Source organism: Xanthomonas sp. JL1 (assembly GCF_038405005.1).
The window spans coordinates 1-26,066 of sequence record NZ_JBBYGR010000076.1; the positions used below are offsets into that span (position 1 = coordinate 1).

The 26,066-nt window shown below is 65.1% G+C and carries 20 protein-coding genes, 4 pseudogenes and 1 riboswitch; of the genes and pseudogenes, 8 read left to right on the forward strand and 16 right to left on the reverse strand.

Annotated elements, in window-relative coordinates; all coding sequences use genetic code 11:
• A pseudogene (locus WJW29_RS19010) lies at positions 1 to 200 on the forward strand (transposase); the annotation flags it as partial.
• Positions 201 to 231: 31 nt separating this feature from the next.
• Here the strand turns inward: WJW29_RS19010 and WJW29_RS19015 are convergent.
• From WJW29_RS19015 to raxX, 7 genes and pseudogenes are all read right to left on the reverse strand, one after another.
• Positions 232 to 315 (reverse strand): annotated as a pseudogene (locus tag WJW29_RS19015) (IS5/IS1182 family transposase); the annotation flags it as partial.
• Positions 316 to 460: 145 nt separating this feature from the next.
• Positions 461 to 1,546 (reverse strand): type VI immunity family protein, encoded by a 1,086-nt coding sequence (locus tag WJW29_RS19020; protein ID WP_011409252.1) that lies wholly within the window; start codon positions 1,544 to 1,546, stop codon positions 461 to 463.
• Positions 1,543 to 2,613 (reverse strand): type VI immunity family protein, encoded by a 1,071-nt coding sequence (locus WJW29_RS19025; protein ID WP_011409251.1) that lies wholly within the window; start codon positions 2,611 to 2,613, stop codon positions 1,543 to 1,545. Before WJW29_RS19025 ends, WJW29_RS19020 begins: the two co-directional genes overlap by 4 nt.
• Before the next feature lie 7 nt (positions 2,614 to 2,620).
• Entirely contained in the window at positions 2,621 to 3,316 is a 696-nt protein-coding gene (locus WJW29_RS19030) for a VRR-NUC domain-containing protein (RefSeq protein ID WP_011260011.1), read from the reverse strand.
• Entirely contained in the window at positions 3,313 to 3,762 is a 450-nt protein-coding gene (locus tag WJW29_RS19035; RefSeq protein ID WP_011260010.1) for a hypothetical protein, read from the reverse strand. The genes WJW29_RS19030 and WJW29_RS19035 overlap by 4 nt, the downstream gene beginning before the upstream one ends.
• Before the next feature lie 329 nt (positions 3,763 to 4,091).
• Positions 4,092 to 7,055 (reverse strand): aminomethyl-transferring glycine dehydrogenase, encoded by a 2,964-nt coding sequence (gcvP, locus tag WJW29_RS19040; RefSeq protein WP_178383675.1) that lies wholly within the window; start codon positions 7,053 to 7,055, stop codon positions 4,092 to 4,094.
• 90 nt (positions 7,056 to 7,145) lie between these two features.
• Positions 7,146 to 7,260: riboswitch (glycine riboswitch) on the reverse strand.
• 257 nt (positions 7,261 to 7,517) lie between these two features.
• Positions 7,518 to 7,700, reverse strand: coding sequence for a RaxX family RiPP (gene raxX, locus WJW29_RS19045; RefSeq protein WP_027703308.1), 183 nt, complete (start codon positions 7,698 to 7,700; stop codon positions 7,518 to 7,520).
• A 430-nt stretch (positions 7,701 to 8,130) separates the two neighbouring features.
• Here raxX and raxST point away from each other — a divergent pair.
• The 5 genes and pseudogenes from raxST (at position 8,131) to WJW29_RS19070 (ending at position 14,201) form a co-directional block, all read left to right on the forward strand.
• Positions 8,131 to 8,999 (forward strand): annotated as a pseudogene (raxST, locus tag WJW29_RS19050) (RiPP modification sulfotransferase RaxST).
• Between the two features lie 61 nt (positions 9,000 to 9,060).
• Positions 9,061 to 10,299 carry an HlyD family efflux transporter periplasmic adaptor subunit gene (locus WJW29_RS19055; RefSeq protein WP_011409246.1) on the forward strand — a complete coding sequence of 413 codons (1,239 nt, stop codon included), beginning with the start codon at positions 9,061 to 9,063 and terminating at the stop codon, positions 10,297 to 10,299.
• Complete coding sequence (gene raxB, locus WJW29_RS19060; RefSeq protein WP_041182251.1) at positions 10,296 to 12,455, forward strand: peptidase domain-containing ABC transporter RaxB; 2,160 nt, start codon at positions 10,296 to 10,298, stop codon at positions 12,453 to 12,455. The genes WJW29_RS19055 and raxB overlap by 4 nt, the downstream gene beginning before the upstream one ends.
• 294 nt (positions 12,456 to 12,749) lie before the next feature.
• Positions 12,750 to 13,780: pseudogene (locus WJW29_RS19065) on the forward strand (MFS transporter).
• Between the two features lie 16 nt (positions 13,781 to 13,796).
• The gene (locus WJW29_RS19070) at positions 13,797 to 14,201 is read left to right on the forward strand and encodes a hypothetical protein (protein WP_011260005.1); all 405 of its coding nucleotides are present in this window, start codon (positions 13,797 to 13,799) and stop codon (positions 14,199 to 14,201) included.
• A gap of 81 nt (positions 14,202 to 14,282) precedes the next feature.
• Here the strand turns inward: WJW29_RS19070 and WJW29_RS19075 are convergent, their stop codons facing one another.
• The 4 genes from WJW29_RS19075 to WJW29_RS19090 all read right to left on the reverse strand — a co-directional run bounded on the left by WJW29_RS19075 (position 14,283) and on the right by WJW29_RS19090 (position 20,677).
• Positions 14,283 to 16,301, reverse strand: a complete 2,019-nt coding sequence (locus tag WJW29_RS19075) for a M2 family metallopeptidase (protein ID WP_011409243.1) — start codon at positions 16,299 to 16,301, stop codon at positions 14,283 to 14,285.
• 111 nt (positions 16,302 to 16,412) lie between these two features.
• Positions 16,413 to 18,083 (reverse strand): phosphoethanolamine--lipid A transferase, encoded by a 1,671-nt coding sequence (locus WJW29_RS19080; protein WP_011260003.1) that lies wholly within the window; start codon positions 18,081 to 18,083, stop codon positions 16,413 to 16,415.
• On the reverse strand, positions 18,080 to 18,844 hold the full coding sequence (locus tag WJW29_RS19085; RefSeq protein ID WP_011409241.1) for a phosphatase PAP2 family protein: 765 nt from the start codon (positions 18,842 to 18,844) through the stop codon (positions 18,080 to 18,082). The genes WJW29_RS19080 and WJW29_RS19085 overlap by 4 nt, the downstream gene beginning before the upstream one ends.
• A gap of 99 nt (positions 18,845 to 18,943) precedes the next feature.
• Positions 18,944 to 20,677, reverse strand: coding sequence for a glycosyltransferase family 39 protein (locus tag WJW29_RS19090; protein ID WP_041182250.1), 1,734 nt, complete (start codon positions 20,675 to 20,677; stop codon positions 18,944 to 18,946).
• A 218-nt stretch (positions 20,678 to 20,895) separates the two neighbouring features.
• Between WJW29_RS19090 and WJW29_RS19095 the strand changes: the two genes are divergently transcribed.
• Together WJW29_RS19095 and WJW29_RS19100 are read left to right on the forward strand one after the other, a co-directional pair.
• A complete protein-coding gene (locus tag WJW29_RS19095; protein ID WP_011409239.1) occupies positions 20,896 to 21,612 on the forward strand; it encodes a response regulator transcription factor in 717 nt (238 codons plus the stop codon).
• Positions 21,605 to 22,897 (forward strand): HAMP domain-containing sensor histidine kinase, encoded by a 1,293-nt coding sequence (locus WJW29_RS19100; RefSeq protein ID WP_027703305.1) that lies wholly within the window; start codon positions 21,605 to 21,607, stop codon positions 22,895 to 22,897. The genes WJW29_RS19095 and WJW29_RS19100 overlap by 8 nt, the downstream gene beginning before the upstream one ends.
• Positions 22,898 to 23,048: 151 nt before the next feature.
• On the opposite strand, the gene WJW29_RS19105 is transcribed toward WJW29_RS19100, so the two are convergent.
• The 5 genes from WJW29_RS19105 to WJW29_RS19125 form a co-directional block, all read right to left on the reverse strand.
• On the reverse strand, positions 23,049 to 23,540 hold the full coding sequence (locus tag WJW29_RS19105; RefSeq protein WP_027703304.1) for a hypothetical protein: 492 nt from the start codon (positions 23,538 to 23,540) through the stop codon (positions 23,049 to 23,051).
• A 68-nt stretch (positions 23,541 to 23,608) separates the two neighbouring features.
• Positions 23,609 to 23,866, reverse strand: a complete 258-nt coding sequence (gene minE, locus WJW29_RS19110; RefSeq protein WP_003484370.1) for a cell division topological specificity factor MinE — start codon at positions 23,864 to 23,866, stop codon at positions 23,609 to 23,611.
• A 2-nt stretch (positions 23,867 to 23,868) separates the two neighbouring features.
• A complete protein-coding gene (minD, locus tag WJW29_RS19115; protein ID WP_012444318.1) occupies positions 23,869 to 24,678 on the reverse strand; it encodes a septum site-determining protein MinD in 810 nt (269 codons plus the stop codon).
• Positions 24,679 to 24,713: 35 nt separating this feature from the next.
• Positions 24,714 to 25,454 carry a septum site-determining protein MinC gene (minC, locus tag WJW29_RS19120; protein ID WP_027703303.1) on the reverse strand — a complete coding sequence of 247 codons (741 nt, stop codon included), beginning with the start codon at positions 25,452 to 25,454 and terminating at the stop codon, positions 24,714 to 24,716.
• 4 nt (positions 25,455 to 25,458) lie between these two features.
• Entirely contained in the window at positions 25,459 to 26,055 is a 597-nt protein-coding gene (locus WJW29_RS19125; protein ID WP_011259995.1) for a GNAT family N-acetyltransferase, read from the reverse strand.
• Positions 26,056 to 26,066: the final 11 nt, after the last annotated feature.

Consider the following 26,066-nt stretch of genomic DNA (forward strand, 5'->3'; position numbering starts at 1 on the left):
GTCGAATCCTTCAACGGCCGGCTACGCGACGAATGCCTCAACGAACACTGGTTCCCAACGCTGCTGCATGCGCGCACCGAGATCGAACGCTGGCGCCGCGAATACAACGAACACCGCCCCAAAAAACAATCGGCGGAATGACGCCGGCGGCCTATGCCCAGCAGTTGGCCAATAGCGAGATCATCAACCCCGGACTCTAAACCCGACTGCTACTCAGGATGGGGGGACGTCGCGCTTGCGGGCTTGCTCCAGAATCGGGCGAATTTGCTCGAACCGCTCACGGCTCACGTCACTTGGATCGTTCTTCTCGCGCATTCGTGGAGTTTGCACGGGTTGAATAAGATCGTGAACAGGTTCTCAGGGCCAGAACGCATCAACAGGCCGCCCGGCAACTCCAGCTTGTCTGCGTGCCCAGCCAGGAGGTTGGCCCAGGCGGCATCGATCGGGGAGCGCCCGTGTGTCATAGCGGCTCGGGCAGCACCGTGTCGGGCTTCAACTTGGGCATGTTCAGCAGCTTGGCCTGGTAGGTCACGAGGTCTTCGTCGGGGATGTCGAAGCGTCGCAGCCATTGCGCGGTGCCGACCACGCCCAGGAAGGGCTCCCCGCCCAGGGTGGCGCCGTGGAAGTCCTTGAGGGTGGTGCTGCGGAAGCGCTTGAGCAGGTGATTGACCAGCACGTAGGTGGCGGGCATGGGGTCGTCGTCGACGCTGGCGATCTGCGGCACGGGGCCGGCCTGGATGACGGTGCCGGCGCCATAGTCGTAGTAGGCGAACCAGTCGCCGGGCAGCTCGTTGCGCAGCGCGTCCAGGCCGGTACCGCCGTCGAGTTGCTGCAACATCGAATGATTGATGGCGGTGAGCCAAGAGACGGTTTTGATGCCGTCTAGGACTTTGCGCGCAATACTCGTCGGGTCGCCGACGTCTGCGCCGTGTAGTTTCTGCGACATGTACGCCTCGGTCGGCGCATCCGCGTCTCCCATAAGTGAGAGTACAAACCCGTAGCCGCCATGCCCATGCTCGGCCCTGAGGCGACGGGCAAAGTCGACGAAAAGATGTTGGAAAGTCGAAGGATGCTGCGCTATAAATTTCAGCGGCACTGAAAAACGCAGGGCATTGAGCCCCCAGCTGCGCTGTTCTTGCCACTGCCGTAAGTTTCCAGTGTAAAACTCGAATGCGCTCGCGTCCTCAGGCTTATTGCCGCCGGTATAGGCGAAGAGCGGTGAGTCGTCTGGGTCCAGTTTAAGCAACCAATCGCGCAAGGGCTTGGAGCGATTGAATTGCACCGGCTTTGTCTCATCCTTGATCAACCAGCGTAACTGGTCGCCAATGGTCGCCACATACTGATCGAAGCAGGCGCAGATCGCCTCACGCACCTGGGTGGTATAGCCGCCCTTGTAGTAAAGCGTGCCAGTGATCGCCAGCACCGTGCCCACGTAATCCCTTGGGCCAGAACGCATCAACAGGCCGCCCGGCAGCTCCAGCTTGCCTTCGTGCTCGGTGAGGAGGTTGGCCCAGGCGGCATCGATCAGGGAGCGCCCGTGCGTCATAGCCGCTCGGGCAGCACCGTGTCGGGCTTCAACTTGGGCATGTTCAGCAGCTTGGCCTGGTAGGTCATGAGCTCTTCGTCGGGGATGTCGAAGCGTCGCAGCCATTGCGCGGTGCCGACCACGCCCAGGAAGGGTTCCCCGCCCAGGGTGGCGCCGTGGAAGTCCTTGAGGGTGGTGCTGCGGAAGCGCTTGAGCAGGTGATTGACCAGCAAGTAGGTGGCGGGCATGGGGTCGTCGTCGACGCTGGCGATCTCCGGCACGGGGCCGGCCTGGATGACGGTGCCGGCGCCATAGTCGTAGTAGGCGAACCAGTTGCCGGGCAGTTCGTTGCGCAGCGCGTCCAGGCCGGTACCGCCGTCGAGTTGCTGCAACATGGCGTGGTTGATGGCGGTGAGCCAGGAGACGGTTTTGATGCCGTCTAGGATCTGTCGGGCAACGCCGCTGGGTCGGCCAACGTCGGCGCCACGTAACTTTTGGGACATATATGCTTCGGTAGGTGCATCCAAATGATTATTCAACAGTGAAAGCACGAAGCCATGTCCTCCGTGTCCGTGTTCGGCCTTTAGCCTGCCCGCGAAATCCACGAAGAGTCGCTGGAATGCAGACGGGTGATCTAGGGCAAATTTCAGCGGCACAGAGAAGCGTAAGGCGTTAAGTCCCCAGCTACGCATTTCCTGCCATTGACGAAGGTTGGCGTCGTAGAACTGGTACGCGCTTGCGTCCTCTGGCTTGTCGCCAGCGGTGTAGCCAAAGATCGCCGAGTCGTCCGGGTCGAGTTTCAGTAGCCAGTCGCGCAAGGGCTTTGCGCGTTTGAACTGCACCGGCTTGGTTTCGTCCTTGATCAGCCAGCGTAACTCGTCGCCGATGGTCGCCACGTACTGATCGAAGCAGGCGCAGATCGCCTCACGCACCGGGGTGGTATAGCCGCCCTTGTAGTAAAGCGTGCCAGTGATCGCCAGCACCGTGCCCACGTAATCCCTGGGGCCAGAACGCATCAACAGGCCGCCCGGCAGCGATAGTTTGCCTTCGTGTTCGGCTAGAAGTTTTGTCCATTCGTCATTGCTCATGAATTGCTTACCTTGCGGGGATTGGGCTGCGGCCGCCGGAAGCCAGGAAGGCTAGCCAGGCAGCTAGAGTTGCCACTGGCGCCAATTGCTCGATCTCTACCGGAGCAACGTGCTTTTGCGGCTGCTCTTGCTTGCTGCATTTGCACTCCGATGACTCAAGCAGTATCGGATCCTTACCCGCGATGCGCCTGTAGTCTTCTCGCTGAGCGTCACTCATCTCATCCCCCGGAAACTTTATCTCGATCACGTCCTCCAGATTGTCCTGGGTCGGTGGCCGGGTGGGGTCGATGACGGTCACCACGTCCGGGCGGCGGATCAGCCCGGCGCGCGGGCGGAACGGTGGACGGTCCTTGCCCGGCTCGTCCCAATACTTGTCGATCCAGCCCTTGAGCCAGTCGTGCGCCTTGGTGGCCAGGCCGCTGTCCATGATCGGCGCGGGCGGCTGCTGGGTCATGTCGTAGTTGACCTCGGGCTTGTAGCGGGACAGGTGGTTCCAGTCCAGGCTGCGCAGTTTGCTGGAGACGCACAGTTGATAGAGCTTCTGCCCGGCCACGCCGGTCAGCGGGTCGTGCAGGCAGCTGCAGATGATCGGGCACAGCACGGCCATGTCCTGCGGCTTGGCGCGGCCGACGCCGGCTTGGTTGGTGCGGCCATCGACGGCCAGGCTGCCCTGGTCCTGCGGTAGTGCGGGCTCGTTGCTCATGGCGCGATGTCCTCGTCGGCATCCAGCAACTGGAACATCAGTGGCTCGTCGATGTCGCTGGCCAGCCAGTCGGTCATGCCGTGTGCGTCGGTCACGCAGTCCAGCTGCTTGCCGCTGGGCGTGCTCAGGCGCACGCGCCGGCCGGCGACCGGTTGCCGGCTGGCTTGGTCCAGCAGTTCGAAGCGGCCGGAGAACGGCGGGGCGCTGTCATGGCGTTGCAGCGCGTTGGCGAGCAGGCCGGCGCCGATCGCGCTGCCGGCCTGCTGCAGGCCGGAGGCCGCCGCGGCCGCGCCTCCGGCGTGTGGTGCGGTGGGGGTGACATCGAAGCTGGCGCCCAGCGTGCTCAGGGCATGGCAGCCGCAGGCCAGCCGGTGCCCCTGCAGCACGATGCCCAGGTCGTTGAAGGTGCTGCTGTCGTCGGCTTCGACAAAGTGGTGTGCGCGCAACAGTAGCCCAGGGCGTCGCCCACCGACAACCGCGTGTCGCGCCGGCAGGCTCCCAGCGCTGCGAGCGATATGCCTGATCAGGCAGTGCTAACCGCTGGGCATTTCCCCCAGGTGCGCCGTCGTGTGCGCCAGCGACTGCATGCGGCGCCTGGCCTGCAGATGGTTTGCCGCGCAGGCCAACGCTGGCGGTGGTGGCGATGCGATCACGCCGCCTTTGGACGGACGCAGCCAGCGGGTGCGTCCAGCCTGACATCGCGCACCGTGCGGCACGAAAAACCCCAGCCGTCCCCGGCTGGGGTTTCTTTAGTTCTACTGCGTACGTCCGACGCTCAGGCTTCGGCATCTTCCTTATACGCATCCACCGGGATCTTATACGCATCCACCGGGATGCACGCGCACATCACGTTCTTGTCGCCATACACGTTGTCCACGCGCGCCACCGGCGGCCAGTACTTCTGCTGCTTGAGGCTGGGCAGCGGGAAGGCGGCCAGTTCGCGCGGGTAAGCGTGGGTCCACTCGCTGGCCGACACCTGCGTTGCGGTATGCGGTGCGTGCTTGAGCGGGTTGTCCTCGCGGTCCAGACGGCCGTCTTCGATGGCGCGGATCTCTTCGCGGATCTGGATCATCGCGTCGATGAAGCGGTCCAGTTCGTGCTGCGATTCGCTTTCGGTCGGTTCCACCATCAGCGTGCCGGCGACCGGGAAGCTCAACGTCGGTGCGTGGAAGCCGAAGTCGATGAGCCGCTTGGCGATGTCTTCGGCGCCGATGCCGCTGGTCTTTTCCAGAGGGCGCACATCGAGAATGCACTCATGCGCCACCAGCCCGTTGCGGCCGGTGTAGAGCGTCTTGTAATGCGGTGCCAGACGCTTGGCGATGTAGTTGGCGTTGAGCAGTGCCACCTGCGTGGCCTTGCGCAGACCGGCGCTGCCCATCATGGTCACGTACATCCAGCTGATCGGCAGGATCGAGGCGGAGCCGTAGGCGGCCGCGCTGACCATGCCGCCGATGCGCGAGGAGTGTCCACTCCCGCTTCCGGAGTTGAATCCGCCGCCATGGATGGCGGCAGTTTGACCTTCGCCGGCATGGAGGCCGGCACGCGGCAGGAACGGCGCCAAATGCGACTTCACCGCACACGGGCCTACGCCCGGGCCGCCGCCGCCGTGCGGGATGCAGAAGGTCTTGTGCAGATTGAGGTGCGATACGTCCGAGCCCCACTTGCCGGGCTTGGCCACGCCAACCAGCGCGTTCATGTTGGCGCCGTCGGTGTAGACCTGGCCGCCATGGGCATGCACCGCTTCGCAGATGGCCACCACGTCTTCTTCGAACACGCCGTGCGTGGAGGGGTAGGTGATCATCAACGCCGCGAGACGGTCGGAATATTTCTCCGCCTTGGCGCGGATGTCATCCACGTCCACGTTGCCGTTGGCGTCGCACTTGGTCACCACCACGGTCATGCCGCACATCTGCGCCGAGGCCGGGTTGGTGCCGTGCGCGGATTCGGGAATCAGGCAGATATCGCGATGCGCTTCACCGCGCGAACGGTGATACGCGCGGATCGCCAGCAGGCCGGCATATTCGCCCTGCGCACCGGAATTGGGTTGCAGGCTCACCGCGTCGTAGCCGGTGCACTCGACCAGCATCGCTTCCAGTTCGTCGATCAGCTGCGCGTAGCCGGCCGATTGTTCTGCCGGTGCGAGCGGATGGATGGCGCCGAACTCGGGCCAGGTCACCGGAATCATTTCAGCGGTGGCATTGAGCTTCATGGTGCAGCTGCCCAGCGGGATCATGGTGCGATCCATCGCCAGATCCTTGTCGGCCAGCGAGCGCATGTAACGCAGCAGTTCGTGTTCGCTGTGGTGGGTGTTGAACACCGGGTGCGTCAGGAAGGCACTGCTGCGCAGCAGGCCTTGGGGCAGGGCATCGGCGGTGGCCGCATCGAGTGCGTCCACATCGGCCATGGCACCGAACAGCTGGGCCAGCGCAACCACGTCGGCGCGCGTAGTGGTTTCATCCAGGCTGATGCCGACCGCTTCGCTGTCGATGGCGCGTAGATTGATACCGGCCGCACGCGCACGGGCGTGGATGGCATCGGCATCGATCGCCTTGACGTGCAGCGTATCGAAGAAATGCTCGCCCACGGTAACGCCAGCGCCACGCAATGCGGCAGCCAGAATGGCGGCCAGGCGATGGGTGCGACGCGCGATGCGGGTCAGCCCATCGGGGCCGTGATACACCGCATACATCGACGCCATCACCGCCAGCAGCACCTGCGCAGTGCAGATGTTGGACGTGGCCTTTTCGCGGCGGATATGTTGCTCGCGGGTCTGCAGGGTCAAGCGATACGCCGGGTTGCCGGCGGCATCGATCGACACGCCGATCAAACGGCCGGGCATCGAGCGCTTGTAGGCGTCGCGGCAGGCCATGAAGGCGGCATGCGGGCCACCGAAACCGAACGGCACGCCGAAGCGCTGCGAGTTGCCGACCACGATGTCCGCACCCCATTGGCCCGGGGCGGCGATCAAGGTCAGCGCCAGCAGATCGGTGGCCACTGCGACCAGTCCGCCTTGTGCGTGCACGGCTTCTGCCAGTGCAGCGTGATCGCCGATGTGACCGAAGCTGTCTGGGTACTGCAGCAACACGCCGAAGCACTCGGCCTGCAGCGCTTCTTCCGGGGTGCCGACGCGCAGCATGATGTCCAGCGGCTCGGCGCGCGTGCGCAGCAGTTCCAGCGTCTGCGGATGCACCGCGTCGTGCACGAAGAAGATGTCGGACCTGGACTTGGCCGAACGCTTGGCCAGCGTCATCGCTTCGGCCGCGGCGGTGGCTTCGTCCAGCAGCGAGGCGTTGGCGATCTGCATGCCGGTGAGGTCGGCGCACAGGGTCTGGAAGTTGATCAGCGCCTCCATGCGGCCTTGCGAGATTTCCGCCTGGTACGGCGTGTAGGCGGTGTACCAGGCGGGGTTTTCCAGGATGTTGCGCAGGATGACCTTCGGCGTGTGGGTGCCGTAGTAGCCCTGGCCGATGAAGTTGCGGTACACGGTGTTCTTGTCGGCGATGGCGCGGATCTTGACCAGTGCTTCTTCTTCGGTGAGCGCCTCGGGCAGCGCCAGTGGTGCGGGCGACTTGATGTTGCCCGGCACGATGGCATCGGTCAGCGCATCCAGCGAGGCGTGGCCGACCACCTCCAGCATCTGCGCGATTTCCGCGTCGTTGGGGCCGATATGGCGTTCGACGAACGCGCTGTGGTGTTCGAGGTCGCGCAGGGAAGAGGGGGTCTGGGACATGGCGGGCATCCGGGGCAGGGGCAGACGAATGGTCGACCCGCACCGCAACTGGCATGACGCGCGCGTGCGCCCCACGACCTGCCGCAGCGACGGTCTTCCTCGCGCCCCTCTGTCCTTTTGCCTGAGAGTTTAAAAACGCGTCAAGGCGCGTGGCCCGCCTGCGTTTCGTGCCCCTTCGGCGCCGGCATCGGCCGGTCTCTCCAGAGTTGTCCTGCGGATGGTATCGGGCCTGAGCGATTACGGGCTGTTGCGCCTTCGGCAGCGGCAATGCCGCTTCTCCCACCGTGTTGCCCGGCTAGTATAGCCAGCGCCCGGCCGCTTGGCGAAACGCGTCGCGGGGTCATGAGCCGCTGGAGGCCGAACCAGTCGCCTGGTCCGGCCTCCAGGGTTTCAGCGCTCGCTGTTCTCCCCGTTACCGGGTGGTCCGGCAACGGCAACGCCCGCTCGCTCGCTCCTGCTAGCGCAGGCGGATCAATGGTGCCCGGGGTTGCGCGGCGGCGGATCGTGCTTGGGATTCGCGCCCGGCGGGGGATAGTCCCCACCGCCGACATGCTTCCACAGACGCTGGTCGAGCGGCTCCGGTCGGCCCTTGGCCCCGGCGGGCCGCTGCAGCGATGCCGCACCCTTGGTGGGCGATTTTTTCGAGTGGTTCATTCTGACGTCCTCGCAGGTTGTGCCCTTCTTACGCACCGTCACAGCGCCTGAAGGGACGGCGGCGTGATCGTCTGGTCCATCTGCCCGGTGGCGGGTGGCCGATGAGACGACAGTGGCCGCTGGAGCGCAGAGCCGGTGGCAGGACCATGGGCTCCAGCCTGCGCGGCTGCCTTTGCGACCCCAGGCCGGCGCACGACGGTGTGTGCGCGGGAACGAACGTCGCATCCGCCAGGTCCGTGCCGGTGCACGGCGATGTGATGCCGGTCACTGCAAGCGCTGCCGACCGCTCAGCCGGATCGCCGGCATTCGCAAAGCGCAGCGCTTTTGCGCAGTGTGTCCGCGTGTGCTGTGGCGCACGATGCACGCTTGGCTGGCGATGCGTCCCGCCGGCATGCCGCCGCCGACCAGCATCGGACAGGGGAGGCGCGACGTGGACTACCATTTCATTTCCGGGCTGCCGCGTGCGGGCTCGTCCCTGCTGGCCGCGTTGCTGCGGCAGAATCCGCAGCTGCACGCCGATGTCACCTCGCCGGTTGCGCGACTCTACGCGGCGATGCTGATGGGCATGAGCGAGGAACATCCCTTGTCACCTCGCCGGTTGCGCGACTCTACGCGGCGATGCTGATGGGCATGAGCGAGGAACATCCCTCCAACGTGCAGATCGACGACGCACAGCGCGTGCGGCTGCTGCGTGCGGTATTCGACGCCTACTACCAGAATCGCCAGGAGCTGGGCACGGTGTTCGACACCAACCGTGCCTGGTGCAGTCGCCTGACGGGACTGGCGAGGCTGTTTCCGCGCAGCCGCATGATTTGTTGCGTACGCGATGTTGGTTGGATCGTCGATAGCTTCGAGCGCCTGGCGCAGAGCCAGCCGTTCCGTTTGTCGGCGCTGTTCGGCTACGACCCGGAGGATTCAGTGTCGATGCACGCGGATCTGCTGACCGCGCCGCGGGGCGTGGTGGGCTATGCGCTGGACGGGCTGCGCCAGGCGTTCTACGGCGACCATGCTGATCGCCTGTTGCTGCTGCGCTACGACACCTTGGCGCAGCGGCCGGCGCAGGCGATGGAGCAGGTCTACGCCTTCCTGCAATTGCCGGCGTTCGCGCACGACTATGCCGGTGTCCAGGCCGAGGCAGAACGTTTCGATGCCGCGCTGCAGATGCCAGGCCTGCATCGCGTGCGTCGCGGGGTGCATTACGTACCACGTCGCAGCGTGTTGCCGCCGGCGCTGTTCGATCAGCTGCAGGAGCTGGCCTTCTGGGAAAGCGCGCCTTCGCATGGAGCGCTGCTGGTATGAGCAGGCGCGCGCAGTACAGCACCGGTGGACAGCACGCCGGGGCGTCGGCGGCCGCCGGCCGATGACGCGCTTGTTTCGGCGCGAGGTGATGGATGCGCAGCAGCGCAGTCGGCTGGGGCCAGTGGTGCTTCGCCAGCGTGGCGCGCTGGGTTGGTGCGTGGGCGTGCTGATGGCAACGGTGATCCTGCTGCTGGTGGGATTTTTCTGCCTGGGGTTCGCGCGTCGCCAGACCTTGTATGGCGCTGTCGTCCCGGCTGACGGAATGATCGCCATCACCACCCCGCAATCGGGCGTGGTGGCAAACGTCGGCGTCGTGCAGGGCCAGAGGGTTGCCGCTGGTCAGGTGCTGTTCGTGTTGGCGGCCGAGCATCGGGATGATCGCGGGCGGCCAAGCCAGCAGGCCGCTGCCGTGCTCGCCGAGCAGCAGCGCCTGACTGCCGAAGCGATGGTCCAACTGCGCGCCCAGGGCCGCTTGCAGCAGCAAGCGGCCGCGCGGGCGCTGGCCGGCCTGCGCAACCGCCTGGAGCAGGTCGACGCCGAGCTTGGCGTGCTGCGCCATCGGCAGCAGCTGACCCAATCCATCGAGCAGCGTTACCGCACCGCCTTGACGCGTGGCCTGGTCAGTCAGCAATTCGTCGATGAGAAGCAGGCCGACGTGCTCGACCAACGCGCGCATGCATTGGAACTGCAGCGCGAGCGCTTGACCTTGGCCGATGCCCTGGCGCAGGCCCAGGCCGAGTTGCAGCAACTGCCGGTGAGCTTGCGCCAACAATTGGCGCTGGCCGGTGCCAGCCTGCAGGCGGACCGGCGTACGGCGATCGAGCAGGCAGCCGCCTCGCGTTGGGAAGTGCGCGCTCCGCGTGCAGGGCGTGTGGCGTTGCGACCGCTGCAGCGTGGGCAGGCGGTCGGGCAGGGGCAGCGGCTGGCCGATCTGCTGCCGACCTCGACGGCGACCGAAGTGGTGTTGTACGCACCCTCCCGGGCGGCAGGGCTGATCGGCCCCGGCATCCCGGTGCAACTGCGCTTCGATGCCTTGCCCTACCAGCACTATGGCCAATTTGCCGGGCGTGTGGTCGAGATCGCCGCCGTGCCCGAACCGCCGCGTGCCGACGCGCCGTTGGCGAGCGAACCGTTGTACCGCATGCGGGTGCGCCTGGCCGGGGATGCCGCCCTGCGTGCAGGACATGCTGCGGTGCTGCGACCGGGCATGCGCGTGCAGGGCACGCTGGCATTGGAATGGCGGCGCTTCTCGCAGTGGGCCTTCGAGCCGCTGTCCAGCCTGCACGGCACGCTGCGATGAGCCGCTGGTTGGCGCAGCTGCGCAGAGCGTCCGGCGAACGCGCGCTGCCGATGATCTTGCAGGGGCAGGTCGGCGAATGCGGATTGGCGGCCATGGCCATGATCGCCCACTACCACGGTTGCCAGATTGGTCTGGCCGAACTGCGTCGTCGTTTCCTGCTGTCGCGCCAGGGAACCAACCTGGCCAATCTGGTCGCGATCGCGCAGGCGCTCGGTTTGCAGGCGCGCGCGCTAAGGCTGGAGATGGACGGGGTGCCGGATCTGCAACTGCCCTGCATCGTGCATTGGGATCTGAATCATTTCGTGGTGCTCAAGCGGGCGGGTGCCCGCCGTCTGCAGATCCACGATCCGGCCAGCGGGCCACGTGTGCTCACGCCGGGTGAATTCGCTCGGCATTTTTCCGGGATCGCGCTGGAACTCAGCCCGACCGCCGATTTCCGTGCGCAAGCTGCGGCACCGCCAGTGGCATTGTCCTCGTTGATCGGTCGCGTCCACGGGCTTGGACGGGCGGTCTGGCAGGTGCTGGCGTTGGCATTCGCGCTGGAGGTGCTCAGCCTGGGCATGCCGTTCCAACTGCAGTGGATCGTCGATCAGGCGGTGCCGTCGGCCGACATCGGGCTGATCCATGTCCTCGGTGCCTGGTTCCTGCTGGTGGTGGTGCTGCAGTCCTGCATCGGTCTGCTGCGTGGATGGTTGATCGCCAGCGTTTCGGCGCAGTTGGGCTTTCAATGGATGGGGCAGGTCTTCGCGCACCTGCTCGCGCTGCCGTTGGCGTATTTCGAGAAGCGTCACCTCGGCGGCATCCAGTCGCGTTTCGCCTCGATCACGCAGGTACAGCGCACCTTGACGACCGGATTCACCCAGACGTTGGTCGATGGTGTGCTGGTGGTCGGCACCCTGGGCCTGATGCTGGTGTACAGCGCTGGCCTCAGCGCGATCACGCTGGTGGCGGTGGCGCTGTATGCGGCGACGCGTCTGCTGTGGCTGAGCCGGATGCGCGAGGCGACAGCCGAGCAGCTGCTGTGGGACGCGCGCCAGCACACCCACTTGCTGGAAAGCGTGCGCTGCATCCAGGGCGTGCGGCTGTTCGGTCGCCAGCAGGTGCGGCGCATGGATTGGACCCATCTGCTGGCCGAACAGACCAATGCGCAACTGCGCCTGGCGCAGGGTGAGGTCTGGCAGTCGGCGATCAAGCTCTTGCTGTTTGGGGGCGAGCGCGTGCTGGTGATCTGGCTTGCCGCGTTCGCGATCCTGCGCGCGGAGCTATCGCTGGGCATGCTGCTGGCGTTCATGGCCTATCGCGAGCAATTCGCCATGCGCTTGTCCGCGCTGATTGACCGGCTGGTGGAGTTCCGCCTGCTGCGCGTCCATCTGGAGCGGGTGGCCGACATCGTCCATCAGCCGCGCGAAGATGCCGATCAGCGGGTTGATGCGCCAGACTGGAGCGACACCACCATCGAAGTGTGTGGCATCGGTTTTCGCTACGCTGACGATGCCCCTGCGGTGCTCGAAGAGGTCAACATACGGATTGGCAGCGGCGAATGCGTGGCTATTACCGGCCCGTCAGGATGCGGCAAGACCACCCTGGTGAAAGTGATCCTCGGGCTGCTGCAACCCAGTACCGGGCAAGTGAAGATCGGCGGGCGTCCGCTGACCCGCGCAGCGCTGGCGCACTATCGGGGCATCGTCGGCACGGTGATGCAGGACGATCTGCTGTTCACCGGTTCTGTGAGCGAGAACATCAGTTTTTTCGACCCGGAGCCGGACCAGGGGCAGATCGAACGCTGCGCGCGCATCGCTGGCGTACACCAGGAGGTGGAGCAGATGCCGCTTGGCTACGCGTCGTTGTTGAGCGAGGCCGGCACCGGCTTGTCTGGCGGGCAGCGGCAACGCGTCTTGCTGGCGCGCGCCCTGTACAGGGCGCCGCGCATCCTGGTGCTGGACGAGGCGACCAGCCATCTGGACGTCATCAATGAGCACCGCGTCAATCACGCCATCCAGGCGATGCAGGTGACCCGGATCATCGTGGCGCATCGGCGCGAAACGGTCAGCATGGCCGCGCGGGTCATCACCCTGGAACGGGGACGGGTGACGAGCGATCAGCCCATCGCCGCATGGCAGCGCCTGCAGGAGCACTCCGCCGCCGCTGCCGACTGATCGGTGTGGCGCTTGGCACTGCGGGCCTCGTCGCTGCCTGCACGCGCGCGGGCTCGGCTGGTCGGGACGATGATGCACTGAAACGCAGCGGGCGCGACAGCGGCTGGCGTTCTGCATGCCGCGCACCCGATCCACATCGCGGGCGCACCCGGTGGCCATTGGCGTGAAGTGTCCACCTCCGCTGCCCGCGCGCGCCGCAGCGGTCGTTGGCCTGCGCCGCTGTCGGTGCCTGCGCGTTGGCAGCCCTCCGGGTGCCGTTGCGCATGACGTCTGCTGCTTCCCTCCACCCATCGCATGGCGCTGCTGTTTGCCTGGCTGGCGATGTTCGGCCCGTTTTCGATCGACCCCATCTTCCCGGCGTTCTCGCAGCTCAGCCGCAGCCCGGCGGTGGACCAGGTGGCGATCCAGCAGACAATCAGCGTCTATCTGCTGGCCTACGGCCTGATGAGCATCGCGCATGGGCCGCTCTCCGATGTGTGGGGCCGAGCGGATGATCCTGGGCGGGCTGGCGTTGTTCATCGCTGGCTCGATCGGGTGTGCGCTGTCGCAAGACTTGCCCAGGTTGCTGGCGTTCCGCGCGCTGCAGGGCCTGTCGGCTGGCGTGGGTATGATCGTCGGGCGGGCGATGATCCGCGACCTGTTCAATGGACCGGATGCGCAGCGGCTGATGCGCCATGTGTCGATGATTTTCGGCATTGCACCAGCCATCGCGCCGATCATCGGCGGCTGGATCCTGCTCAGTGGCGCCGGCTGGCCGTTGATCTTCCGTTTTCTGGTGGTGTTCGGCCTGGTGCTGCTGGTCGCAACCATTCATGCAGCATCTGAAGCTGGGCGAAGGCGACTTCGCCTGGCGATGCATTCCTGCCATCGGCGGCATGACCCTGGGTGCGTTCTTGTCCGGGTGCATGGAGCCGATGCGGCAGATCCGCATCGGCTCCATCTGCTGCGGGGTGGCGGCGCTGGTCGATCTGGCCTACACCTTTGCTGTAGCGCAGATCGCCTTGCCGTGGGCAGTGCTGGCGATCTTCCTGACGGGCCTCGGCATGGCGCTGATCTTCCCGATCCTGGCGCTGGCGGACATGTACCCGCAGCAGCGCGGCCTGGCCTCCTTGCTGCAGGCCTTCACCCAGTTGATGACCAATACGGTGGTGGCCGGGGTGCTGTCGCCGCTGCTGAGTGAACACCCACGGGACCTGGCGATCGGCATGACCGGTTTTTTCTTGCTTGGCTGGCTATTCTTGCGTTGGGAACGCCGCAGCGGCCGCCGGTTACGGCACCGCCAGGCCACCAAGGCAGTGCCTTTGGAGCCGGCCGACCACCTCTGACCTCACAGGAGCCTGCATGTCCACCGATTCCAAGTTGCGCCGTGATGCCCGCAAGCGCGCCGCCGAGCGCCAGCGCAACCAAGCCGCTGCCAATCCCGCGCCGGTCTCTCCGATCGAACCGCATGCCGAACTCCGCGACCAGCAACGTACGCTATTGGCTGGCATCGTCCGCCGCGACGGCGAATGGGTGCTGGGCATGGATGGCCGCATTGCCGGCGAAAGCACCAGCGCCGCCCAGGTGCTTGCGCTGATCATGCGCGCCGCCGAGTTGCACGAGCGCCAGGGCACGCCGGTGCGGCTGACTTACTCGGACGCCCTCAAGGACGCCGCCCACGCCGAAGCCCGTGCCGACGGCATGGAGTTCGAGCAATTCAAGACCAAATTGAGCGAACGGTTGCAGGGGGGCGCCAAGCTCAATTGAGCTTGTTGCAGAAGTGCGTTGAGCGACAACAGGTTATGTTGTTGCGCGAGCCGGCAGTGACATAACGGTGAGCACCGTGTGTCAGCGCGGCGCAGCAGGCGCAGTTGTCGTGCTAGCTGGAGCGGCAGCCGCTGCCTGCCACCCACACATCTGCCCCTGATTCTGCTGCTTCAGCCATTCGCTCATTGGCGCGAAATATTCCAGCATCGGGCCGGCATCGAGTTTGTCGTTGCCGGTGAGTTCCTTCAGTGTGGTTTGCCAGGGTTGGCTGGAACCACGTTGCAGCATCGACCAGAACTTCTGCCCGGCATCCTTGTTGCCGTAGAAGCTGCATTCGTAAAGCGGGCCCTGATGGCCAGCGGCCTGGCACAGGCTTTTGTAGAACTGGAATTGCAGGATATGCGCCAGAAAATAGCGCGTGTACGGCGTGTTGCCCGGCACGTGGTACTTGGCGCCAGGGTCGAAGAAGTCTTCGCCGCGCGCGCTCACCGGCGCCACGCCCTGGTACTTTGCTTTCAGTTCCCACCAGGCCTGGTTGTAATGCTCGGGCGTGATGGAGCCATCGAACACGCCCCAGCGCCAGCGGTCGATCATCAAACCGAACGGCAGGAACGCCACCTTGCTCAGCGCCATGCGCATCTGCCAATTGATCAACGCCTCGCGGCCGGTCCGTTGCTCGCCCACCATGCCGATCGACTGCAGGTACTTGGGCGTCATCGCCAGCACGATGGTGTCGCCGATCGCCTCGTGAAACCCATCGTTGGCGCCGTTCTGAAACAGCGGCGGCAAGGGCTTGTAGGCCAGGTCGTAATAGAGGTGGCCGAGCTCGTGGTAGATGGTGGTGAAGTCTTCTTCGGTCGGTTGGATGCACATCTTGGTGCGCACGTCCGCGCCGATGTTCTGGTTCGCCTCGCCACCCATGTTCATATCCCAGGCGCTGGCGTGGCACACCACATCGCGGTCCAGCGGCTTGATGAACTGCGAGCGCTGCCAATAGGTGTCCGGCAGCTTGGGCATGCCCAGCGATGTGTAGAACTCCTGCGCGCGCTCGGTCATCTGCTTGGCGGTGCGCAGCTGCGCTTCGTGCTCGGCGTTGAAGCGTGCGGTCGCGCCACCAACGCCACCGGTGTTGCGTGCCAGCACTGCGGTGAGGTTGCCCTGGTACTGTTTTTCCAGCGCGGAGGTAATGTCCAGATCGCCGGCCCCGGGGTAGGGCTGCAGCAGATCCCACAGATTGCTCCAGTCCTGCTGCCACATATTGCCCATCAGATGTGCAGGCAGCAGACCGCCAGGCACCTCGCCCTTGTCCTTGCCGTATTGCGTATCGAGTTTGCCGCGCGCATAGCACTGCAACTGCACGTACAGCGTTTTGACCTGTTCCCACAGGCGGTCGGTTTCGCTGGCCAGTTGCGCCGGCGGCATGTCGTAGCCACTGCGCCACAACACCCCGACGTCGGCGAAGCCGAATCCGCGCGCGCCTTCGTTGGCGAGCTCGACGAAGCGTTGGTAATCCTTGCGCATCGGCCGTGCGGTGCTGTGCCAGCCCTGCCAGGCGTCGAGTTGTTCGTTGTAGTCGCGGCTGCTGGCCAATACTTGTTCCAGTTCGCCGAGCTGGCGGCAGCGGCGCTGTTCGCCTTCGCCCACGCAGTAACTGCCGGCGCCGTAGTCGCCTTCCATCTTGGCGGCGATGCGGGTGAGTTCGGCGAGTTTGGCCGCATCGCGCGGTGCGGGCAGGGCGCTCATCAATTTCAGCAACTGCAGCGCGCGCGCGCTGTCGGCTGACATCGGTGTGCCGGCGTACTGCTTGGATTGTTCGATCCAGCGATCCAGCTGCGCCAGCGAGCGCTCGTTGGCCTTGGCCGCGAGCAATTGCGAATCGCCGTTGATATAGGTCGACGACAGCCACTGCGCGGCGGTGGTTTCCGGATAGGCCGCCTTGTATTGGGCGCTGATGCGCGCAACGAACTGGTCGGCGCTCTCCGCCGGCGCGGTCTTGGTCGCGACGGGTTTGGCCGGCGGTGCCGCATCCCGGCGGCAGGCCGACAAGCTCAGGGTGCCGACAGCCACAGCCAACGCCAGCAACAGCAAACGAGGATTCACGGGTGGTCCTTGCAGTGAAGTCCGGCGAAGGCTAGAGCGCACCGGGTTTCAGGGCAAGGGGCAGCACCCGCCACGCATCCACTGTGGCGGTCTAGCTGCAGGCGCTGCCGATCAGCGCAGCGTCGTCGTGCCTGTGCACTTGGCGAACAGATCGCGCTCGGACGCGTAGACGCTGGTCTTGACCTGCATCAACCCCAGTACCGACGAGAACAGCGCGTCCTGATCGGTGTATTGCCCTGCACGATGGCGCAGGCAGGCTTCATCCAGGCCGCGATCGCGCGCGAACTCCGGCGAGAACCACATCACCATCGGCACATGGGTCTGCTCCTTGGGCGCAATGGCATACGGCACGCCATGCAGATACAGGCCTTTTTCGCCGAGCGATTCGCCGTGATCGGAGAGATAGATCATCGCTGTGTCGTAGTCCTGCAGACCGCGCAGGGTGTAGATGGCCTGATTGAGGAAATGGTCGGTGTACAGGAGCGAATTGTCGTAGGCGTTGACGATGTCCTGGCGGCTGCAGCTGCCCAGATCTGCGGTCTTGCAGACGGGCTTGAAGCGTTCGAACTGCGCCGGGTAACGTTCGAAGTAACTCGGCCCGTGGCTACCCAGTTGATGCAGCACCACCACGCGGTCGCCAGGCTTGGCGCGCACCTGCGCGGCCAGGTCGCTCAGCAAAATCTCGTCCATGCAGCGGCCATCGGCGCACAGACCCGGTGTGGTCGCATCGTCCAGCGTCTGGAGCTCCAACCCGTCGCACACGCCCTTGCAGCCGGACTGGTTGTCGCGCCATAGCGTCGAAATACCGGCGTGTTCCAGCACGTGCAGGAACGACTGATGGCTGCGAATCATGTCCTCGTTGTAATCGCGACGCCCGTACGGCGAGAACATGCAGGGCACCGAGACCTCGGTGCTGGTGCCGCACGAATGCATGTCCGGGAAGTTGATCACCCCGGTCTGCGCCAGCTCCGGCGTGGTCTGGCGGGCATAGCCGTTGAGGCCCCAGTTCTGCGCGCGTGCGGTTTCACCCAGCACCACCAGCAACAGACGCGGGCGGCTGCCCGGCGCACGCGGAGTGGCCGTGGCGTCGTGTTCGATCGGCTGCTTGGGCGCGCGCTTCATCGGCGAATCGGATTTGAGATTCTGCCGCAGTGCCACGATGTAATTGATCGGCGTGGCCAGGTAGCGCACTTCGCGATGGTTGCGCATCAATGCGGAAATATCCTGCGATGACAGCATGGTGCCCGCAGCACCTACCAGCGCCACGACCAGCAGAAAACCTGCCCGCACTAGGAACGCCTTGCCCACGCTGCGCGCGCGCAGACGCGTGCGCCATAGCAGCGCGCTCGGGATCAGGAAGTAGCACAGCAGCGGCAGGATCAGGCCCGGCGTGAGCAGCTCACGCGATTCCTTGTGATCGGTATGCAGCACGTTGCGCAGCATGTCCGCATCCAGATAGACGTTGTAGCTGTCCATGTAGTGCGCGGCCAGGGCGGTGGTAAACAGCAACAGCGTCAGCAGCGGCTTTGCATTCCAGCGCCACACCACGATGCCCAACAGCAGCGCATGCACGGCCACCAGCAACGCCATCAACGAGATGCCAAATCCAATGCTGCCCGGATGCGTGGCCATGGCCGTGCGCCAGAAGAGCTGATTGCAGACGAATGCAAAAAATAAACTCGACAGCAGTACCAGCGCTTCGGTCGACACTGTCGGCCGCGTACTCCACGTCAGCGCCCGCAGGCCACTGCGCCTGCGCGGTTCCGGTAACCAGGTACTCATGCTGCGTTCCCCGTTAGCAACATCAAGCCAAGTACGCGACGCGGCCGTTGCAGCATCACGCAGTACAGTGCAAGTGCGCTCACCCAACACACTGCCAACGACCACAGGTCGTGCGAGAGAAAATGCGCGCCGCGCAGTTGTTGTGCAACACCGAAAATGAGACCTGCGGCCAACCCTATGAACAAACCTGCAAACCGCCATGCAGGACGGAGCGCGAGCGCGCAAAAATACAGCGCCACCCACGCATAGCCGGCACTGGCATGACCGGCGGGAAAGCAACCGGAGGCGGCAATACCGTGACGCGATTCAAACAGACCGATCATCGCTTGCGTACCGCCGTAGCGGCTCAGGTCCCACGGGCAATCCATCGCCGTCCACGACTTGAGCATCGACACCAGCGAGGTCGACAGTGCGACCGATGCGGCCAGGTAGGTCAGCGGCCAGCGCAGCACCTTCAGGCGTGGCCTGCACCAGGCGACAATGGCCAGGACCAGCACGCCGACGCCGGCAGCCGTGCTCAACCATTTACCAACGCGGTGGATCACGCCACTGGTGAACCAATGGTCCTTGAGCAGCCAGTGGCCGCCTTCCACCCGATACAGCACATCGGCAATCCATTGGTCGCCACCGGCGCCCATCAACAGTGCACTCGCCAGCAGCACGCAGGCCAGCGGCAGCCACAGATGGCGCACAAAGAAGTGCGCCTCCAGACCGCTGGCGGTATGCGCCACGGTTGGCACGTGGCTGGGAAGCGTTGTCATCGAGATGTCGGCCTGTGTCAATGTACGACATCTTCGAAACCCGGATGTCGGAAAGCGGTCGGACCGGAGTTGCTCGGCCGTTAATCTTACAACAAGCGTTCAGTCAGCATCGCCTTCGCTACCGGTTGGTTCGGCGTCGGACGCAGTGGAGATGCAACCGGCATGCCATGCCGTGCCCGGCAGCAATTCCCATTGATTGCGATTGGACTCGCCGATCGCGATGCGTTGCGCCGGATCGATGCATGCCGGTACCGCCTGCTTGAGCACGAACAGCCAGCGGGTGTGCGGCGATTGCGCGAGCCATGGGCCGGCCTTGGTCCATTGCTCCTCCCAGCTCGCCTTGAAGCCGAAGTCGGTCACCGGGCGATCGGCCTGCAGCAGGTTCTGTTCGCGCCAGGCCAGCATGCCCAGCTCTGCGTCCGGGCCGATGCGCTGGCCCACGCGCTGCATCAACCGTGCGGACGAGCTATACGGATCCAGCGCCGGCATTAGACCCAGGCCGTACACCGTCCACAGCGCGGTGGTCATCACCACCAACGCGATCCCCGCGCGTCTGCCACGCGACCATGTCGTCGCGGCCACGCCGACCACGCCCAGGCCGATCAACCAGAAGCCAACCCACTGCAGCGAGGCGAGCTCCATGCCGCGCTTGACTGCGGTGTTTTCGGCCCAGTGCAGATGCAGCGCAATGCCGCCGCCCAGCACCAGGCCAGCGACGGCAAGCAGCAGCACATACCCGGTCAGCAGCATCCGCACGCCGCGCTGGCGCAACAGCCCGGCCAGCAAGGGCGCCGCGGCAATGCACAGCGCCGGCAGCATCGGGAAGATGTAAACCTCGCGCTTGCCCGGGCTGGCGCTGAAGAACAGCAGCACCAACACGCTCCAGGCCAGCAGCAGCACATAGCGTGGGTCGCCGCGCCGTAGTCGCCGCCACCAGGCTGGCAGCAAGCACGGCAACAACAGGCAGCCTGGCAGCCACAACGTGGCGATCACCTGCAGGTAGTACCAGAACGGTTTGACGTGATGCCAGGCATGCGCGTAGCGCGTACCGGTCTGCTTGAACAACAGTTCGTGTGCATAGGCGTGCAACTGCGGGTCGTCGCTGTGCAGCAGCGCAATGCACAGCGGACCCAACCACACTGCAGTGCCCGCCACGAAGGCCGGCAGCACCAGCAACCAGCTACGTCCTGCCTGCGCACGCGCCGGCAACACGCTCACATGTGTGCGTCGCAGCGCCATCCACGGCAGCAACAGCAGCAGCGGCAGAAAGCCGACGCCCTTGGTCACCGTGCCGACACCGGCGGCAAACAGGCCCAGCGTCCATGCGCGCCAGTCCGGCCCGCGCAGCAGGTGGCGCAACATTCCCCACAACGACAGGGTGGTCAGTGCCACCAGCACCATGTCGATCTGCGCACGCTTGGCCATCAGGCCGAACTGCAGCACGGTGAACAAGGCCAGCACTGCATAGGCCGCCACGCGCCGATTCCACAGCCGGCGCGCGATATCCCAGGTCAGCCACAACGTGGCCAGCGCGGCCAGCAGCGACGGCAGCAGGAAGGCCACCGGCCAGTGCGGTATCGCCGCGTAGGTCGCTGCCTGCAACCACATGAACACCGGTGGTTTTTCGGCGTACAACTCGCTGCCACGGTGCGGCAACAGCCACTGACCGGTCTGGACCATGGCGCGTGCAGCCAGCACGAAGCGCGGTTCGTCCGGCGGGTTGGGCTGGCGCATGCCCAGACCGGCCAGCAGGCTGACAACGATCAACAGCACTGCCGCCAGCAGCGCGCGCTGGCGGGATGGCGAGGCAGCGATGGCAGGCGACACGCGCACGCCCTGAGTAAATGCGGGAACACACTATCTTGCAAGTGGGTCGGAAATTTGTCGAAGCAGAGCGCGCCGCATGCAGGGTGGCAGCGCAGGCATCGCAGTTGCGCGGGGGATTCGAGCGCAACCGATGGGAAGGCCGTACCGGCGATACCGGCCGTGTTTGGTTGGCCTCGGTTAGGATGCGCACACCGTGCCTGCTGGGCCGCCCCGGAACCCCGCTCATGCGGCTGCTGGTCATTGAAGACAACCGCAATATGGTTGCCAACCTGTTCGACTACTTCGAAGCGCGCGGGTATACCCTGGACGCTGCGCCCGACGGCATCACCGGCCTGCACCTGGCCACCACCCACCACTACGACGCCCTGATCCTTGACTGGATGATGCCGCGCATGGATGGGCCGGAAGTGCTGCGCCGGCTGCGCGAACAGCACCAATCCGAGCTGCCGGTGATCATGCTCACCGCGCGCGACGAACTGCCGGACAAGATCGCCGGCTTCCGCGCCGGCGCCGACGACTACCTGACCAAACCCTTTGCACTGCCCGAGCTGGAAGTGCGTATCGAAGCCTTGCTGGCCCGCGCGCATGGCCGTCGTCGCGGCAAGCTGCTGCAAGTGGCCGACCTGCGGCTGGACCTGGCCACCCTGGAGGCCACCCGCGCCGGCCAGGTGCTGCATCTGTATCCGGCGTGCCGCAAGTTGCTCGAAGTGCTGATGCAGGCCAGCCCGGCGGCGGTGACGCGGCAACGCCTGGAGCAGTCGCTGTGGGACGACGACCCGCCCGACGGCGACATGCTGCGCTCGCATATCTACGAGCTACGCCGCAGCGTGGACGGCCCGTTCGCAGAAAAACTGATCCACACCTTGCCGCGACTCGGCTACCGGCTGGCGCAGCTGTATGCGGCCGAGGCGCCTGGCGCGGGCGACAGCAGCGATGTCTAAACAGCGCCCCTTGGGTCTCCGCGTGCTGGTGTGGTTGTTCGGCTACACGCTGTTGATGACGCTGGCGGTGTTCGGCACTGCGCAGTACCTGCACGAACGCGCCGAACACGGCGTGTGGCGCTCGTTGCTGAATTCCGAGCTCGACAGCATTCTCGAGCGCAGCGTGCAGAACCCGGATTACCACTGGCAGGACTCGGACACCTTGCGGCTGTATCACATCGACGACGTCGCGCGCGCACCACCGGTCTTGCGCACCCTGCCTCCGGGCTTGCACGACGGCCTGGAAATCGCCGGCCGCCAGAGTGCAGTGATGGTGCGCGACACCGCGCATGCCGGCCGCCTGGCGCTGGTGCTGGACATCACCGATTTCGAAGCGCTGGAAAAATTCCTGACCCGCTGGATGCTGGCCGCGGGCATCGCGTTGATCGGCATCACCTTGCTGATGGGCACTTATGCGATGGCTCGGCTGGTGCGCCCGCTGGTTGAACTGGCGCGCGATATCGGCGGCTTGCGTCCGGAGCAGCGCGCGCAGCAGATTGCGGTCGGGGCGCAAGGCAGTGCCGAGCTGTACGTGATTGCCGATGCGCTCAACGATTATCTTGAGCGCAACAGCCAGTTCGTGGACCGCGAACGCGCCTTCATCGACAGCGCCAGCCACGAATTGCGCACGCCCATCGCAGTGATCGGCAATGCGGTGGAGTTGGCGCTGGATCAACCCGGCACGCCGCCGGCGGTACGCCATCAACTGCAGCGCATCGCGCAGACCAGTGCCTCGGTCGAACAGTTGATCACCTTGCTGCTGGTGCTGGCCAAGGACCCGGGCCGGCTCGTGCGCAGCGGCGATTCGTTGCGGCTGGACAAACTGCTGCCGGATATCGTGGCCGACCACACGCATCTGTGCGCCGACAAGGATCTGCAACTGGTCCTGGAGGAGCCGCTGCCGCCGTGCAGCTTGGTCGCGCCGGTCGCCATCGTGCAGACCGCCATCGGTAACCTGCTGCGCAACGCCATCGAAAACAGTGATCGCGGCATCATCCGCATCTCGCTATCGGCGCCCGGTGTCGTCCGCATCGCTGACCCGGGCCACGGCATGACGCCGGAAGAGATCAGCGCCATCTACATGCGTCTGGCACGCGGCAACGCACGCCAGGGCAGTGGCATCGGGCTGGAATTGATCGGGCGGTTATGCGAACACCTGGGCTGGCATCTGCAACTGGATTCCAACGCAGGGCAGGGCACGGTGGCGACGCTGGATATGTCCGGCGCTACTGCCACGGCTCGCTAAAAGCGTCGATGAACCAACTGCGCTCGCTGCCTGGCCGCGGGCTTGGTGCTGCATGTAGCACGCGTCCACCAGGATTCTTGCGCGCTTCATCCACGCATGCCTGACGACTGCCCGCCACGGTTCGGTTGCCGCTCAAACGCTCAGCGCAGGATCACGCAGGCAACAAGCCGCGTGCGTCCAGCCAGCTGCGCGCATTCTCCGCGTCCTGCTCGAACCAGGCGCGCGTGGAGCCCAGTCGATACGTATAGCCCCAGCTGTCCATGTCGGCCATCAGGCGCGCGCTGCCCACGCCGGGCAACTGCTGGGCCAGCAGGATCTGCAGGTAACAGGTCGCGTCTTCTTCATCCACCGAATCGGTGGCGTCCGTATGCACCGCGGCGCGTTTTTCCGGGGGCAGCACGATTAGATGTCCTGCTTCGTGCAGGAGCGAATGCACCGGCGTGTCGTCGCGCACATACACATCGCAGCCGATGATGCCGGCTTCCGGTTCGCCCCAGAAACTGCCGGGAATCGCTGCGCCAGCGTCCACACGACGCAGGCGCAAGCCATAGCGCGCGAGCAGGGCAGCAGGTGCGTCCAGGCCGATATCGGCCACGCACAGAACATCGCTAGAAGTGGGTGTAGCACTAGGGGCGGTGGTCACACACAATCGCTCGCGGTCGGGTCACAGGCAACAACGGCACCGTGCGAACGCGGTGCCGTTGTTGGCGCTTACTTGTCGCCGTCTTCCGGCAAGGCGACCGAGATATCCAGCACGTCGTGTTCGCCATCCTTGACCAGATCCACACGGACCGCATCTGCATCGATGTTGACGTACTTCTTGATCACTTCCAGCAATTCGCGCTGCATCAGCGGCAGATAGTCCGGCCCGCCGCGGTGGTTGCGCTCCTGCGCAATGATGATCTGCAGGCGGTTCTTGGCAGTCTCGGCGGTGTTCTTCTTGCTCTTGAGAAAATCGAGCAGGCCCATGCTTAGCCTCCGAACAGCTTGCTGAAGAAGCCTTTCTTCTCCACGGATGTGAATCGCATCGGGCGCTCCTCGCCCATGATGCGGGCGACTGCGTCGTCATACGCCTGGCCGGCCGGGGATTCGGCATCCAGGATCACCGGCTCGCCCTTGTTGGAGGCGTTGAGCACGTCGCCGGATTCGGGAATGACGCCGATCGCCTTCAGGCCCAGCACTTCTTCCACGTCGGTGATGCTGAGCATCTCGCCGCCTTCCACGCGGCCCGGGCTGTAGCGGGTCAGTAGCAGGAACGCCGGCACGGCCTTGCCTTCCTCGGCCTTGCGGGTCTTGGAATCGAGCAGGCCGATGATGCGATCGGAGTCGCGCACCGACGACACTTCCGGGTTCACCACCACCACCGCGCGGTCGGCGAAATACATCGCCAGGAACGCGCCTTTTTCGATACCGGCCGGCGAATCGCAGACGATGTAGTCGAAGCCGTCGGCAGCCAGGTCCTTGAGCACCTTTTCCACGCCTTCCTGGGTCAGCGCGTCCTTGTCGCGGGTCTGCGAGGCCGCCAGCACGTACAGGTTGTCGAACCGCTTGTCCTTGATCAGCGACTGCTTGAGGGTTGCTTCGCCGTGCACGACATTGACGAAGTCGTACACCACGCGCCGCTCGCAGCCCATGATCAGGTCCAGGTTGCGCAGGCCGACGTCGAAGTCGATGACCGCAACTTTCTTGCCGCGCTTTGCCAGCCCGCAGGCCAGGCTTGCGCTGGTGGTGGTCTTGCCGACGCCGCCCTTGCCGGAGGTGACTACGATGATTTCAGCCAAAGGATTTCTCCGAATATTTCTGTGGTTGGGCCGCGTCAATCAAGCGCAGCGATCTTGATCTGATCCTGCTCCAGCCAGACCTGGACGGCCTTGCCACGCAGGTCCATGGGAACATCGTCCAGCACCTTGTAGTTGCCAGCGATGGCAACCAGTTCGGCGTGGAAGTCGCGGCAGAAGATGCGCGCGTCGGGGTTGCCCTGCGCGCCGGCCAGAGCGCGGCCACGCAGGGTACCGTAGATATGGATGCTGCCGTCGGCGATGACCTCGGCCCCGGCACCGACCGTACTGAGTACGGTCAGGTCGCAGTTCTCCGCATACAACTGCTGGCCCGAACGCACCGCGGTGCGTTGCATCCGGCCCGGGGCCGGTCGCGCGGCAGGCGGTGCCGGTTCGGCACGTGCGGGCGGCGGCGGTGGCGGGCTCACCCCCGCCGACTCGTACTGGGCGCGGAATTTGGCCAGCAACGGCACACCCAACTGCTGGGACAGCAGGTCGATCTCGCTGGTGCCGTAGGCCAGCGCTACCGGCAGCACACCGGCTTCGTGCAGGCCGTCCAGCAGCGCCTTGGCGGTGGCCAGGTCCGGCACCTGCGACAGTCCGCCGAAATCCAGAATCACCGCGGCACGGCCGAACAACTTGGGTGCGCGGGTCACGCGCTCACGCATTTCCTGCACCAGCCGCGGCACGTCCAGCGTGCGCACGCGCAGGTTGGCGATGCCCACCTGGCCGATCTTGAGTTCGCCGGCCTGTTCAAAATCCACATTCACACTTGCCACTACTTCAGCTCCGCGTCGATGGGTTGGCGGTGGCGGCATGACGCGGCCGGCCCACCCAAGGCAAGTCTTCGGGCAACTTGCCGCCATAGGTCTCTTTGATCCAGGGATAGCTGCACATGTCCTTCATCAGCATGCTGGCGCGCACTTCCACATCGACCATGGTGTTCTGGCCAACCGCGCGGAAGCCGAAGCTGCCATGGAACAGCAAGGCCGCATCGGCGCCGTGGTCCAGGAACACCTCGCAGGCCAGCTGCGGGTAACGCAGCTCGGTATAGCTCTGCACATCGGCATATAACGCGCGACCGACACCGCCGCCGCGGCGGCGGCTGGCGACCACAATGCGGTCGATGTAGAAGAATTCCGGGTAAAGGTCCCGGAACCAGGCGAAATTGCTGCTGTCGTGGGCACTGCCGCTGCCGAATCCGACCAGAAACCCGGCCAGGTTGCCGTCGCGCTCGGCGACGCGGAAATATTCGGCCTGCTCGTAGAAACGTTGCAGTTTGGTTGAATCCAGCGGCAGGATCGCCAGTCCGGCATTGTTGTTCAGGGCCAGGACGGAATCGAGCTCGTGCTCGCGCACATCGCGGATGACGATCGACATTGGGGCTCCGT

Excerpts from the sequence above, each read along its gene's own strand:
- WJW29_RS19020 (WP_011409252.1), bottom strand. The coding sequence starts at position 1,546 with ATGACGCACGGGCGCTCCCTGATCGATGCCGCCTGGGCCAACCTCCTC.
- WJW29_RS19025 (WP_011409251.1), bottom strand. The coding sequence starts at position 2,613 with ATGAGCAATGACGAATGGACAAAACTTCTAGCCGAACACGAAGGCAAA.
- WJW29_RS19030 (WP_011260011.1), bottom strand. The coding sequence starts at position 3,316 with ATGAGCAACGAGCCCGCACTACCGCAGGACCAGGGCAGCCTGGCCGTC.
- gcvP (WP_178383675.1), bottom strand. The coding sequence starts at position 7,055 with ATGCCCGCCATGTCCCAGACCCCCTCTTCCCTGCGCGACCTCGAACAC.
- raxX (WP_027703308.1), bottom strand. The coding sequence starts at position 7,700 with ATGAACCACTCGAAAAAATCGCCCACCAAGGGTGCGGCATCGCTGCAG.
- WJW29_RS19055 (WP_011409246.1), top strand. The coding sequence starts at position 9,061 with ATGACGCGCTTGTTTCGGCGCGAGGTGATGGATGCGCAGCAGCGCAGT.
- raxB (WP_041182251.1), top strand. The coding sequence starts at position 10,296 with ATGAGCCGCTGGTTGGCGCAGCTGCGCAGAGCGTCCGGCGAACGCGCG.
- WJW29_RS19070 (WP_011260005.1), top strand. The coding sequence starts at position 13,797 with ATGTCCACCGATTCCAAGTTGCGCCGTGATGCCCGCAAGCGCGCCGCC.
- WJW29_RS19080 (WP_011260003.1), bottom strand. The coding sequence starts at position 18,083 with ATGAGTACCTGGTTACCGGAACCGCGCAGGCGCAGTGGCCTGCGGGCG.
- WJW29_RS19085 (WP_011409241.1), bottom strand. The coding sequence starts at position 18,844 with ATGACAACGCTTCCCAGCCACGTGCCAACCGTGGCGCATACCGCCAGC.
- WJW29_RS19095 (WP_011409239.1), top strand. The coding sequence starts at position 20,896 with ATGCGGCTGCTGGTCATTGAAGACAACCGCAATATGGTTGCCAACCTG.
- WJW29_RS19100 (WP_027703305.1), top strand. The coding sequence starts at position 21,605 with ATGTCTAAACAGCGCCCCTTGGGTCTCCGCGTGCTGGTGTGGTTGTTC.
- minE (WP_003484370.1), bottom strand. The coding sequence starts at position 23,866 with ATGGGCCTGCTCGATTTTCTCAAGAGCAAGAAGAACACCGCCGAGACT.
- WJW29_RS19125 (WP_011259995.1), bottom strand. The coding sequence starts at position 26,055 with ATGTCGATCGTCATCCGCGATGTGCGCGAGCACGAGCTCGATTCCGTC.